This window comes from Paraburkholderia caledonica NBRC 102488 (genome assembly GCF_000685095.1).
Taxonomy (GTDB): domain Bacteria; phylum Pseudomonadota; class Gammaproteobacteria; order Burkholderiales; family Burkholderiaceae; genus Paraburkholderia; species Paraburkholderia caledonica.
Map to the genome: position 1 here is coordinate 88,167 of NZ_BAYE01000006.1, position 12,357 is coordinate 100,523.

Sequence of the window (12,357 nt, forward strand, 5' to 3'; positions counted from 1 at the left end):
AAAGTTCCAACGGAACTCGGTTCTTCCATTGCCCGGCAGCGGATCGCCTAGCGGGTCGCGGCGGACCTGTCCCGAAACAGCTGTGCTTCTTCGCAAAGCCATTTCGTGAAAAGGCGAAGTCCTTTCTTAGGGCGCGCCGACGCCATTTGCACGAGGCGATAAGAGAACCCCGGCAGCGACGGGCCTTCGATCCGGCGCAGGCGCCCGGTGCGCAGTTCTTCGTCGACCAACACGCTGCTGCACATCAACGGACCAAGGCCACATTCCGCCGCGTAGAGCGCGAGCATTTCGTCGCTGTACCAGGAAATGCGCGACTCCACAGTCTGATCGTGTTCGACGAGCGCAAGCCACGCGGACCAGTCCGGGGCATTCAGCGCGCCGTTTTCCCACCTGTACGCGAGAAACGGAAGTTTGCGGAAGTCCTTGATGACCGGCGGACGATCTGCGGGGCAAATGTCGCGATCGGCGACCGCGATATAGCAGTCCTCCAGGATGACGGAAGTCTGCTCTTCGGCGCCGACGGGACCATAGCGGATCGCCAGGTCAATATCGTCCGCGCGCAGATCGACGGACTTCTCGGAGCCATGGATATGCACCATGACGTCCGGGTGAATCGCATTGAACCGCGCCAGCCTGGGCATCAGCCAGCGCTGCGCGAATGCACGGGTGGCCGAGATCCGGATCGAATCTTCGTCGATGCGGGAATTGACAGCCTCGAACGCCTGAGCGATCTGGTCGAAGCCGTCTCTCACCAGCGGATAGATCGTCTTGCCCACCGGCGTAAGCGTGACCGCACCGCCCGTTCTCTCGAACAGTTTGTGGCCGATGCGCGCCTCCAGTTGCCGGATCTGGTGGCTCACCGCCGTAATAGTCACGGACAGCTCAGCGGCGGCCTCGGTAAAGCTCTGATGCCGGGCGGCGGCCTCGAATGCCCGAATCGAATTGAGCGGCGGCAACTTGCGCATGGCGAGATACCTTCATGCGAAGGCGGGCCGGTTACGGTGAATGCATTCTACCGAAAGCAACCGTGCGCCCTTGTGACTCGTCGCGGCGCTTTCGTCCAGAAACGTCTGTTGCGCCATGGATAGTGCGGGTGTGAGCAATCAATCACCCGTTGACGCTGTGACATCTTGCGAGTCGGCCGACCAGTACCGGTACCGCAGCGAAAGCATCCGCGACCGATGCTTCGTGTCGCGCGTCGCCGAACTCCTGGTAGCTGATGCTGATTGCGTGACTTTCTTCGACGCCAAGATAATTCGCGCAGGTCAGGATGTGTGTTTCGAGGTGATTCATTTTTTCGCGCACGCCGCCCGGGCCGAATCCGAATTCACCATGCGAACTCAGAATGACGAGCTTTTTGCCGCGCATAACTGGCTCAAGCGGAAAGTCTCCGCGTGCAAGATCGAACGTGAACGTCTTGCCGATTCGAATGACCATGTCGAACCATGAGTTCAATGCCGCTGGCATTCCATAGTTATACATCGGCGTGCCGATCACGATCAGATCCGCGCGGTCGAGTTCGTCGATCAGTTCGTCGGACAGCCGCAATGCTTCGCGCTGCTCCGGCGTGAGGTTCTCCGCAGGCGTGAAAACGGCAGCGATCCAATCCTCGGAAATGGCCGGCGGCGGATTGGCTCCCACGTCGCGGGTAATGATCCGAGTTGCGGGTTGGATTTCCTGCCATGCGTCGATGAAGGCGCCCGACAGCTTGCGGCTGAGCGAACGGCTACTGCGCGCGCTGGCGGTGATGTGAAGGAGAGTAGTCATCGCGTGTGCGTTCCTTGGCATGATGAGACGAAACAACGGGAACGCCGATTTAGCCACGCGGCAGCGGTTAGTGAAATTGACGATTTTTTTGTGAGCTTGAGAAAAACTCAACTGCCATGCGGCGGCTGGGTGCCCGATCCTGGCTGCGCACAGAAAAGCGCAGCATAATCGGGGGCGAAGGGCGCACGGGCGCGTTGAATGCAGGTGCTTTCACAACGGCTTGGCATGTGCGAGTCCATCGGCGCTTCGCAACGATTCAAAGGTCAGATCGTGAAATCCGGACAAGGCGCGATATGCGTCGCTCTCATCGCCGCTGCGCTATTCGGCGCCGCCACGCCGTTGGCCAAAGCGTTGCTCGGATCAGTCGATCCGTTCATGCTGGCGGGACTGTTTTATCTGGGCAGTGGGGCCGGGCTCGGCCTGGGTATCGCGTGGCGTTTACTGATGTCGCCCGGCTCGCGACCCAGCTTCGGCCATCGCATCAAGAAAGGCGAGTTGCCTTGGCTTCTTGGGGCAATTGCAATGGGCGGCGTCGCGGGTCCGGCGCTGCTGATGCTAGGGCTAGCGAGCACGCCGGCGGCCACGAGTTCATTGTTATTGAACCTCGAAGGCGTATTAACCGCTGTAATAGCCTGGGTGATTTTCCGCGAGAATGTCGACGTTCAGGTCTTCCTCGGCATGGTGGCGATCGTCGCGGGGGGCATGATTCTGTCGTGGCATCCGGGATCGACGCGCATGCCCGTCGGGGCACTGCTGATTGTCGGCGCGTGTCTGTGCTGGGCCATCGACAACAATCTCACGCGCAAGGTCGCGGCGAACGACGCAATGGTGATCGCGTGCGTCAAGGGCCTCGTGGCCGGTCCGGTGAATCTCGCGATTGCGATCGCCGCCGGCGCTTCGCTTCCATCTACTGGAACCGTGGCGGCGGCCATGCTGACGGGGCTGGCCGGTTACGGCGTTAGCCTCGTGTTGTTCGTCGTCGCTCTGCGCCATCTCGGTACGGCGCGTACCGGCGCTTACTTTTCGGTCGCACCGCTGTTCGGCGTAATCCTGTCACTCATCATCTGGCCTGCGCTGCCCGGTCTGTCTTTCTCGGCCGCCGCGCTTCTGATGACGCTCGGAATCTGGTTGCACGTGCGGGAAAGGCACGAGCATCGACATAGTCACGAGCGACTCGAACACACGCACCGGCATCGTCATGACGAACATCATCGTCATGAGCACGACTTTCCTTATTCCGGCGACGAGCCGCATACTCACCCGCACGTCCATCTGCCGGTCACGCATTCGCATGCGCATTTTCCCGATATTCATCACCGCCACCGCCATTAGCGCCCGGCCACGATAGGCGAGGGGTTGTCATCCGCTCGCGCTTAGCGCCTTGAAGAGAGCCTGATGGTCGAACGGTTTCTGACACCGCGGATAATGACGATAGCGTGCATCCACCGCGTCGATTCCATAGCCTGTCGCGAAAACGAACCGTATATGTCTCGATGCGAGCGCGTCCGCCACCGGATACGACGGTTCACCATTCAGATCGACGTCGAGAATCGCCGCGTCGATGTGTTCGTTTCCTTCCTCGACCAACGTGACAGCTTCGCGCGCTCCCGAAATCGGTCCCACAACGCTTGCTCCAGCGCCTTCCAGCACGGTGGAGAGCGCAAGCGCGACCAGGTAGTCGTCTTCGACCACCATGATCCTTTGACCTGTGAGCACGTTTGCGAACCCCATGTTCGACCCCTTTTGACCGCTGCCGCTAATGAACCGCAGGCATCGGTATTTCGATATGACACGAGACGCCGTCCGCATTGAACAGGAGCGCCGTCTTTGCGCCGAGCGTGAACTGCAGCGCCTTTTCGATCAATTGCCGGCCGAAACCGGTCCTCGTGCTGTCCGGAGCGACACGCAAGCCGCTTTCGATCCAGTCGAACACCAGCGACGCAGCGCCCGGCAATTCCGTTTCGACGCGCCAGCGCACCGCGAGCCGCGCCTCCCTGTCCCTGAGTGCGCCGTACTTCACTGCATTGGTTGCCAGTTCGTGCAGCACCAGTGCAATTGTCTGCACGTTCCGAAAACCCAGCGGCACGACGGGCCCGCGCAGTTCGATGCGCTCGCTGTCGGCCACACCGAGCGCATCCAGTTCGAGGCGCACAATCTCCCGCAGGTCGATCAGATTACCGTTTGCGTCGCCGATTAGCCCCTGTAGACGGCCGAGCGCCGCAAGGCGGCTCGTGAACGTGTCGAGCGCCGAATCGCCTGCGAGCGTTTGTTGCGCGATTGACTGGATGACCGCCAGCAGATTGCGCGTGCGGTGCTGCAGTTCCGCAATCAGAACCTCCTGACGTTCTTCCGCATGCACCATGCCCGTTATCTCGACGAAGGCGATAACCACACCGTCGGTTTGCTGGTCGCCGTTGCGATAGGGGGCGAGGCGCACGAGAAAATGCGAAAGGCCGTCTTTCCCGCTTACCTGGCGCTCCCTCGGCTGGTTCGTATTGAAGACAGCTTCGATATCGAGCTCCAGTCCGGGCAGATCGAGACGGCTGACGAGCTCCGTGATAGGGCGCCCGCGGTCAATGGGGCGAATATGAAAGATGCCGCCCATTGCCGGCGTAAACGAGCGAATGACCAGATTGCGGTCGAGAAAAACGGTCGCAACCGAGGTGCTTTCGAACAGATTCTGCAGGTCGCTGTTGGAGCGGTCGAGCGCGTCGATCTTGCCGTTCAGTTCGAGATTGACTGTGTGCAGTTCCTCGTTGAGCGAAACCAGTTCTTCCTTCGACGCCTCCAGCTCTTCGTTCGACGACTGCAGTTCCTCGTTGACCGATACGAGTTCCTCGTTCGACGATTTGAGTTCCTCCAGCGCCGTTTCATACTCTTCGATCATCGATTGCAGGCGTTCGCGCGTGTCGCGCAACTCCTTTTCGAACTGCACGGCCGTGCCGTCATGCATCGACTGAGCGCGCGCAAGCGCCTCCTCGCGCGCGAGCCCTGGGCCCTGGTCCTCGAAGACAACGATGTACATGTGCTCGCCATGCACCTGCTCGCTCAGCGGTTCGACCGTCAGGCTGATGATCTGCACGCGCTCCCCTTCGCCCTCGACGACCACGCCTGCGCGCGTAACCGTGCGGCCAGACTCCACAGCTTCGCGGAACACCGAGCGCAGGTCGAGACTCAGTCCCTTGCGTGCCAAGGCGAAGAGTTGCCGCGTCGGCACACCGGGAGCGGGCTCCAGGTACTTACCCGTGCGGCCCGAGTAATACACGACGTCGCCCTCGCGCGTGACCAGCACGTGCGGCGGGGTGAACCGCTCGAGCATGTGGTTGTCCACCACGTGCCGCAGCCCTGCGCTACCCAGCGAAGGACGCGTCGGCGTGAGTGAAGCAATCTGCCCGATCCGCAGCGCCGATATGGTCAGGGGCAAGCGGAGTTGCGGCGCGACGTCGGCCCTGCGCCGGAAAATCCGGTGCTTCTTGTCGACGGGCGTAAAGAGTTCGTCGAACTGGCTGACGTTTTCCGACGTGCCGAGAAACAGATAGCCGTCTGGACGCAACGCGTAGTGAAACGTCGGGATTACCTGGTTCTGGATTTCACTGCCGAAGTAGATCAGCAGATTGCGGCACGAGACCAGATCGATGCGCGAAAAAGGCGGATCGCGAATCACGCTATGGGGCGAGAAAATACACAGGTCCCGCACTTCCTTCGAAAGCACGTAGCTGCTGCCGTCTTCAACGAAGAAGCGCCGCCGCCGCTCTTCCGAGACGCCTTCGAGCAGTGGGAGCGGATAGCGTGCCGCGCGCGCGACGCCGAGCGCGCCGTCGTCAATGTCGGTGGCGAAAATCTGCACTTGCGGCGCGGCGGTGCGGCCCTCCATCTGCTCTCGCAGAAGCATGGCGATGGAATAGACTTCCTCGCCGGTCGCGCAGCCTGGCACCCACACGCGCACGGTATCCTCGGCGCCGCGTCCGTCGAGCAACTTTGGAAGCACCGTCCCGGCAAGCGTCTCGAAAGCCGGGGCATCGCGGAAGAAACTCGTGACGTTGATCAGCAGGTCGCGAAAAAGCGCGGCGACTTCTTCCGGGTCCCCGGCAAGTCGCGCCACATAGGCGTCCGGAGTCTGGATTTCGAGCACCTGCATGCGCCGCTGTACGCGGCGCAAGAACGTCTTGATCTTATAGCCGCTGAAGTCGTGCCCCACCTGATTGCGCAGGATCGCGTAGATCGCGTTGCGCGCTTCGTTGAAGTCGCTGGCGTCGCCTTCGCCGGCCGGGCCTGCAGCGCGTTCGTCGAGCGTGTCGAGCCCGTCGAGCATGAAGGCACCCGCTGCGAAGCTGACGAGCTTGCCGCCCATTTCTTCGGCAGGCACCGCGAAATCGACAAGGCCTGTGGAGATAGCGCTTCTGGGCATGTCCGCATGGTGCGGGCCGTAGCCGTCGCTAGCCTGGGCAAGGGTAAGTCCGCCGCGTTCCTTGATCGCCCTGATTCCAAGTGTGCCGTCCGTGTCCGCGCCCGAAAGTATTACGCCGGCGGAGAGTTCGCCGACGTCGGCAGCAAGCGTGCTCAGGAAAATGTCGATGGGTTTGCGCTCGCGCCGGCTCCTGTTCTGTTCCTGAACATGAAGCGTTCGATTTGCCACGCTCACGACAGCATCGCTAGGTAGCAGATAGACGTTGTCGGTCTGGATTCGCATGCCGTCGGTGATGGCGTGCACCGGCATATCGGTAAAGCGCGCCACGATCTCGGGCAGCATGCTTTCGCGGTCCGGGCTCAGGTGCGTGACGATCACGCAGGCGAGGCCCGGCTTTTGAGGCAAGCCGCGAAAAAAGCCTTCCAGGGCCTCTACTGCGCCAGCAGAGGCTCCCACGCCGACAATGGGGAAGTCGGTGGCTGGCGCCATTGTTTCTCCTTGGTTGATGCCTCGCTACGGCCGTGGGTGCGCTCAATATGCGTTGTGCGCACTGCGCCGTTGCCGCTGCCGGACACTGCACGATGTGCAACGTCCTCTTTCAGCAAGCACAAACCGACACCCACGACTTCACTGACGGTGCCGTAGCGGCCTTTGTTGATTTCTTTCCGTACGAACGAAGTCAGATGCTCCGTCAAGCTGACATTGTTGGATGCAGGCTTGCTGAGCACGTGAGCCTTTCGTGACTGGTGGGATCACTCAATCTTACCCTTTCGATGCCACGATCGGCGCATTTGCTGCTAAGGGAGCCGCCTTGGGATTGGTCACGCAACTGGTCACGCAACGACCGTTCCCGCTGCGCCGGAAGGATAGCCGGGCAGCCGGATACGGCCTCAACCGAAGAATGCTGCTTACCTGCCGGCAGATGGATGCCAATACGGCGGCTTGCATGCGATGCGCGGATATCCGGCGCACAGGGAAAGCGTCGGCGCGCTGCCGCTTGCGTCGGTCAACGCGTTGGACGATGATGATGCGATGGTCTTCGCCTGTGTGCGTGGGGGTAAATGTCATGGCTACTTTCGGTATCGACGCTGTGCGTATCGACCCTTCGACCGACCGCATCACGCACGTGCGCTGGGCGGCTGTCGATCCGGCAACACGTAGCTGGCTGTCTCCCACTTCGATTGTCGAGGTGCCTCAGGTCGTGGCCGCTATCCGTCGCGGCGACGCCGTCTGGTCTCTCTTTACGCTCGGCGGCACGCGTTTTCTCGGGCCGAAAATCGTCGCCGTCGCTCATACCAGCGGGCACGACGGGATCGACACCGACGTTCCAGACGGCCACATCGAAAAATGCATTGACGACCTGCCGCGCATCTAGCGCGCGCGGTCGGCTACCGCTGCATGTTCTTTATCGAGTCGTGTCGATCTCCCCGTAGTCGGATCGTCGTATCAGTGTGTCCAACTTCTCAACTGAAAGGCTGACCATGACTACCGGAACCATCCGACTCCACCGTGTATTGCGCGCGCCTGCGGAACGGGTTTATCGCGCGTTCCTCGAACCGGACGCACTGGCGAAATGGCTGCCTCCGTATGGCTTTACTTGTCAGGTCCACCATTACGAAGGGCGCGTGGGCGGTACCTACAAGATGTCGTTCCGCAATTTCGGCAGCGGCAATAGCCACTCGTTCGGCGGCGAGTATCTCGAACTCGTGCCGTCCGAGAAAATCCGCTATACGGATCACTTCGACGACCCCAACCTGCCGGGCAAGATGTCCGCGACGATCACATTCCACCGGGTGTCGTGCGGGACCGAGGTCTCGATTCTGCAAGAAGGCGTGCCCGAGGTCATTCCCGTCGAAATGTGCTACCTCGGCTGGCAGGAATCGCTGATGCAACTCGCGAAACTGGTCGAACCCGAGATCGTCGACTGAGCAGCGACACCACCTGATTTTGTCCGGCGCCATCTGCGCGTAGACTGAATACAGGTCCCGCATCCGCTTGTAACGTGTCGTTCGTTGCACGCGAACCATGTGCTGCAAAGCGGCGATCTGCTGCAATGCGGCATACGACCAGGCGGGCGCCGGCTCACGACGGGAGGTGGCGATGACCGATTTCAACGAGGCGCGCGAACGGATGGTCGAGCGGCAGATCGTCCGGCGCGGCATTCGCGATCCGCAGGTGTTGGCCGCGATGCGCGTTGTGCCGCGCGAGGCTTTCGTGCCCGATTATGTTCGGGATCTGGCGTACGAAGACAGACCCCTGCCCATCGGCAACGAGCAGACCATTTCCCAGCCAGCCATTGTCGCGACGATGATCGAGGCCGCGCAACTGCAGCCCGGCGACATCGTGCTCGACGTGGGCACCGGTTCTGGCTATGCGGCTGCCGTCGCGGCGGCGATCGCCGCGCATGTGTATTCCATCGAGCGACACGCGGAACTCGTTGCGACGGCCCGCGACATCCTCGCGCGGCTGAACATATCCAACGTGACGGTTCATCTCGGCGACGCGACGACAGGCCTCGCGGAACACGCGCCGTACAACGCGATCATCGCGGCGGCGGGCGGGCCGCATATTCCCGCTGCATGGCGCAACCAGCTGGCTATCGGCGGCCGGATCGTCATGCCGGTTGGCCGTGAGCGGCATTATCAACGGCTCGTCAAACTGGTTCGCCGCAGCGAACACGACTATCGCAGCAGCTCGCTCGGCGAGGTAAGTTTCGTGCCGCTGGTAGGCGCCGACGCGTGGCCGGCACCGGATGCGGCTCAGTGCGATGCGGGCGGCACAGTCGGCACTGGCGGCGCCGACGACCGGCGTCCGTGCCCGATGAGCGCCGGCGCGCACGCCAGCCGGCATCGCTTCCTCGCAGTGGCTTGAACGGTATCGCACGGCGCCGGGGAGACATCGACATGAACGGTTACCAGATCACATTTTTCACACAGCACGATCGCCGTCATCGCGGCAAGCCGCTTGCCGACTGGCTCGTCCATCTGGCCGGCGAACTCGGGCTGCGCGGCGCGACCGTAATACCGGCGAGCGAGGGTATCGGCCACCATCGTCGCGTGCACTCGTCGCACTTTTTCGAACTGGCGGACCAGCCTTTGTCCATCGTGATGGCGGTGACGACCGAAGAATCCGGCCGATTGTTCGAACGCCTGCGGGCCGAGGGCGTGCATCTGTTCTACGTGAAGACAGCCGTGGAATTCGGCGTAGTTGGAGACGAGAACAGCGGCGGGGTCGCGAAATAGGATGCCGCATTGATCGCGACACAGCGATCAATGCGGCCCTCGTGAGCGTGTCGAAACGAATGTTTGCCGTCCGGCTACCGCGTTGGCATTCAGCCGCCTTGCTGCCTGCGCGCCCATTGCGCGAGACCGGCGCAGGCAATCAGCAAGCTGCCTGTGACGAAGAACACCGAATGCAATCCCAGGTACACGCCGATCTGCCCGCCGATCACCGGCCCGATCACCTGGCCGCTAAATTGCGCGGACTGGAGATAGCCGAGCATCTGACCGGTTTTGCTTTCGTCGACGGAGTGTCTTGCAAGCTTCGAAATGGCCGGCAGAAGACCGGCGAGGCTCATACCCATCAGCAATCGCAAGCCGGCGAGTTGCCACCATTCTGTGACGAAGGCTTGCGGAATCATCGCGATGCCGGTCACGATCAGACACGCGACAATCACATTCCAGCTACCGATGCGGTCGGCGAGTGCGCCAAGCCGGGCCGCCGTCAATATGCTGCCCAGCGCGGAACATGCCATCACCACACCGGCGATACGTGTAATGTTTCCGGGCGCCACGCCGAGCCCGCCGATGTAGACGGTGATGATCGGTTCGATTGACATGTTGGCGAGCAGCACCATCATCGCGGTGGCGAGCAGCGCGGTGACGATCGCGTAGTTCGTGCGACGGGCTGGCGGTGCCGCGCTGGTGGTATTCCGGGCGGCGGCGTCGGCAGGATGAAAATCTTCCTTGACGACGAAGATGGTCAGCAGGGCCGCGACCGCGATCATGGCTCCTCCGGCGAAAAACGTGCCGCGAATGCCGAGCCACGCCGGCAACACGCCGCCGACCAGAGGGCCGATCAGACTGCCGGCCAGCGCGCCGGTCGACAAAATGCCCAGCGCCCAGCCCGCGCGCTCGCGCGGCACCTGAGTGCCGACCATAACGGTAGACGCGGACGCATAACCGCCGACGAGTCCCGCGATCAGCCTCAGCGCGACCAGTTGATGCACGGTATGCGCGACGCCGATCAGCGACATGACCACGGCCATGCCTACAGCCGCGCGGACCAGCATGGGCTTGCGGCCGTAGCGGTCGGCAAGCCGCCCCCACAGCGGCGCGGTAACGGCGGTTCCGAGGAACGTCGCGCCGAACGCGATGCCCGACCATTCGATGATTGCCGACTGCGACGACACGCCGAGTTGCTGCACATACAGCGGCAGGAACGGCAGCAACATGCTCAAGCTCACGAGTGTGGTGAACGATCCGAACACGCAGACAACCAGATTGCGCCGCCAGTGGTTTTCGTTGCGTTCGGCATAGCCTGGCCGCACGGACTGCAGTCCGGAAGGGAATGGGGAGCTGGCTGTCTGGTTCATGTCGTCCTCTGCGCGATGATCCGACCTGGGTGAGTCCAGTCAGTCTAGATTGCCTCGCATCGCGCGAGAATCCACGGCACCCGGAAGATATTCTTACGCCGGACGGTTCAATCCGCTCCGGTGATACTGCCGAGCATCTTGAAGTGCTTGCGCAGACGTGGCGCGGCAAAGTCGACGAATGCACGCACCTTGGGAACCGAAAGCCGCCCATGGGGCGTGAGCAGATGAACCGGCAGCGGCGCCTGTTCGCTGTCGGGCAGAACGATTTTCAGCGATCCCTTTTTGACTTCCTCGGCGACGTGATACAGGAACATGCGCGTGACGCCATGACCGGCCGCCGCCGACGCGACGGCCGCACGAATCGTGTTGACGATGAAGCGCGGCGTGAACTGAACGACCTGCGGTATCGGCGAGCCGCTCGACGTGGGGAAGGTCCATGAGTCGACGCCGAAGTGCGTCATTGAAATGATCTGGTGCTGTGCAAGATCGGCGGGGACTTTGATGCGCGGATGCCTTGCGAGGTACCTGGGCGAAGCAGCCACGACGCGCCTGACTTCACCCACGGGGACCGCGACGAGCGTCGAATCGGCAAGATGCGCGATGCGCAGCGCCACGTCGATTCCTTCGTCGATCAAACTCACCGGCCGGTCGAGCAATTGCAGCCGGATCGATACCGCGGGAAAGCGTTCGATGAATTCGTCGACGATTGGCCGCAGCAGGTCTTCGCCCGCGGCGACGGGCGCTGTCACGGTCAGCAGACCGCGCGGCGCCGAGCGTTCGTGCGCGACGAGCATGTCCGCTTCTTCCAGGTCGGTCAGGATGCGCCGGCAGGCGGACGCATAACGCTTGCCCGCTTCGCTGAGTTTGATGCTGCGCGTCGTACGATGGAGCAGCGCCGTGTCCGTATGTGCTTCGAGGAACGCAATCGCACGGCTCACGGCCGCGGGCGAACGGCCTAGCCGGCGGGCCGCGCCCGCAAGACTGCCTTCGTCCAGCGTGGCGATGAAAACTTTCATCGCGTCGATTCGGTCCATGGCGATTCCCTCATGCTCGACCAGATGATGGTGCAAGCATTATCGCTTCACGACCGCGCAAAAATAACGACGCCGCACCCGGAAAAGTGGCGGCGTCGCGTCGCTACGTTACTGCGGGCGGTTTCAAACGATCGCGATTACAACGTCGATATTGCCGCGAGTCGCCTTCGAATACGGACACGTTTGATGTGCGGTATCGGTGATCGCCTGCGCGGTCTCGCGGTCGATTCCTGGCAGGCTGACGTTTAGCCGCGCTTGCAGGAAATAGCCGCTGTCGTTCATCGCCAGATCGATTTCGGCGTCGACGGCGGTGTCTGCCGGCAGCGCGACTTGCAGCTTCTTCGCGGCGAGCCCCATTGCGCCGATTAAGCACGCGGACCATCCGGCAGCGAGCATCTGTTCCGGATTCGTGCCGGTCGCCGACGCGCCGGGCGAACCGAGCTTGACGTCGAGCCTGCCGTCCGAGCTGCGCGATGCGCCATCGCGTCCGCCGGTGGTATGCGTTTTGCCGGTGTACAGCACCTTGGTTGATGAGTTCATGATCGGAGTTCGCT

Annotated in this window: 13 protein-coding genes; 5 read left to right on the forward strand and 8 right to left on the reverse strand. The window is 62.1% G+C overall.

The window, feature by feature from the left end; translation table 11 throughout:
- Nucleotides 1-47: 47 nt before the first annotated feature.
- A complete protein-coding gene (locus tag BCA01S_RS14235) occupies nucleotides 48-965 on the reverse strand; it encodes a LysR substrate-binding domain-containing protein (protein ID WP_027777469.1) in 918 nt (305 codons plus the stop codon).
- A gap of 142 nt (nucleotides 966-1,107) precedes the next feature.
- Nucleotides 1,108-1,767 carry an FMN-dependent NADH-azoreductase gene (locus tag BCA01S_RS14240; RefSeq protein ID WP_027777470.1) on the reverse strand — a complete coding sequence of 220 codons (660 nt, stop codon included), beginning with the start codon at nucleotides 1,765-1,767 and terminating at the stop codon, nucleotides 1,108-1,110.
- Between the two features lie 270 nt (nucleotides 1,768-2,037).
- On the opposite strand from BCA01S_RS14240, the gene BCA01S_RS14245 reads away from it, so the two are divergent.
- Complete coding sequence (locus BCA01S_RS14245) at nucleotides 2,038-3,099, forward strand: DMT family transporter (RefSeq protein WP_027777471.1); 1,062 nt, start codon at nucleotides 2,038-2,040, stop codon at nucleotides 3,097-3,099.
- Between the two features lie 27 nt (nucleotides 3,100-3,126).
- On the opposite strand, the gene BCA01S_RS14250 is transcribed toward BCA01S_RS14245, so the two are convergent.
- From BCA01S_RS14250 to BCA01S_RS34875, 3 genes are read right to left on the reverse strand one after another with little or no spacing between them, the layout of a single operon-like run.
- Nucleotides 3,127-3,498, reverse strand: coding sequence for a response regulator (locus tag BCA01S_RS14250; protein WP_027777472.1), 372 nt, complete (start codon nucleotides 3,496-3,498; stop codon nucleotides 3,127-3,129).
- A gap of 25 nt (nucleotides 3,499-3,523) precedes the next feature.
- Nucleotides 3,524-6,664, reverse strand: a complete 3,141-nt coding sequence (locus tag BCA01S_RS14255) for a CheR family methyltransferase (protein ID WP_027777473.1) — start codon at nucleotides 6,662-6,664, stop codon at nucleotides 3,524-3,526.
- The gene (locus BCA01S_RS34875; RefSeq protein WP_042318639.1) at nucleotides 6,607-6,903 is read right to left on the reverse strand and encodes a type II toxin-antitoxin system ParD family antitoxin; all 297 of its coding nucleotides are present in this window, start codon (nucleotides 6,901-6,903) and stop codon (nucleotides 6,607-6,609) included. Before BCA01S_RS34875 ends, BCA01S_RS14255 begins: the two co-directional genes overlap by 58 nt.
- A gap of 338 nt (nucleotides 6,904-7,241) precedes the next feature.
- On the opposite strand from BCA01S_RS34875, the gene BCA01S_RS14265 reads away from it, so the two are divergent.
- From BCA01S_RS14265 to BCA01S_RS14280, 4 genes are all read left to right on the forward strand, one after another.
- Nucleotides 7,242-7,550 carry a hypothetical protein gene (locus tag BCA01S_RS14265; protein ID WP_020068099.1) on the forward strand — a complete coding sequence of 103 codons (309 nt, stop codon included), beginning with the start codon at nucleotides 7,242-7,244 and terminating at the stop codon, nucleotides 7,548-7,550.
- Between the two features lie 106 nt (nucleotides 7,551-7,656).
- On the forward strand, nucleotides 7,657-8,103 hold the full coding sequence (locus tag BCA01S_RS14270) for an SRPBCC family protein (protein WP_027777474.1): 447 nt from the start codon (nucleotides 7,657-7,659) through the stop codon (nucleotides 8,101-8,103).
- Between the two features lie 172 nt (nucleotides 8,104-8,275).
- On the forward strand, nucleotides 8,276-9,046 hold the full coding sequence (locus BCA01S_RS14275; protein WP_027777475.1) for a protein-L-isoaspartate(D-aspartate) O-methyltransferase: 771 nt from the start codon (nucleotides 8,276-8,278) through the stop codon (nucleotides 9,044-9,046).
- 32 nt (nucleotides 9,047-9,078) lie between these two features.
- Nucleotides 9,079-9,417, forward strand: coding sequence for a DUF190 domain-containing protein (locus tag BCA01S_RS14280; protein WP_027777476.1), 339 nt, complete (start codon nucleotides 9,079-9,081; stop codon nucleotides 9,415-9,417).
- 89 nt (nucleotides 9,418-9,506) lie between these two features.
- On the opposite strand, the gene BCA01S_RS14285 is transcribed toward BCA01S_RS14280, so the two are convergent.
- From BCA01S_RS14285 to BCA01S_RS14295, 3 genes are all read right to left on the reverse strand, one after another.
- Nucleotides 9,507-10,769, reverse strand: coding sequence for an MFS transporter (locus tag BCA01S_RS14285; protein WP_027777477.1), 1,263 nt, complete (start codon nucleotides 10,767-10,769; stop codon nucleotides 9,507-9,509).
- Nucleotides 10,770-10,876: 107 nt separating this feature from the next.
- Nucleotides 10,877-11,803 carry a LysR family transcriptional regulator gene (locus tag BCA01S_RS14290; RefSeq protein WP_027777478.1) on the reverse strand — a complete coding sequence of 309 codons (927 nt, stop codon included), beginning with the start codon at nucleotides 11,801-11,803 and terminating at the stop codon, nucleotides 10,877-10,879.
- Nucleotides 11,804-11,926: 123 nt separating this feature from the next.
- Nucleotides 11,927-12,343, reverse strand: a complete 417-nt coding sequence (locus tag BCA01S_RS14295; protein ID WP_027777479.1) for an organic hydroperoxide resistance protein — start codon at nucleotides 12,341-12,343, stop codon at nucleotides 11,927-11,929.
- Between the last annotated feature and the right edge of the window lie 14 nt (nucleotides 12,344-12,357).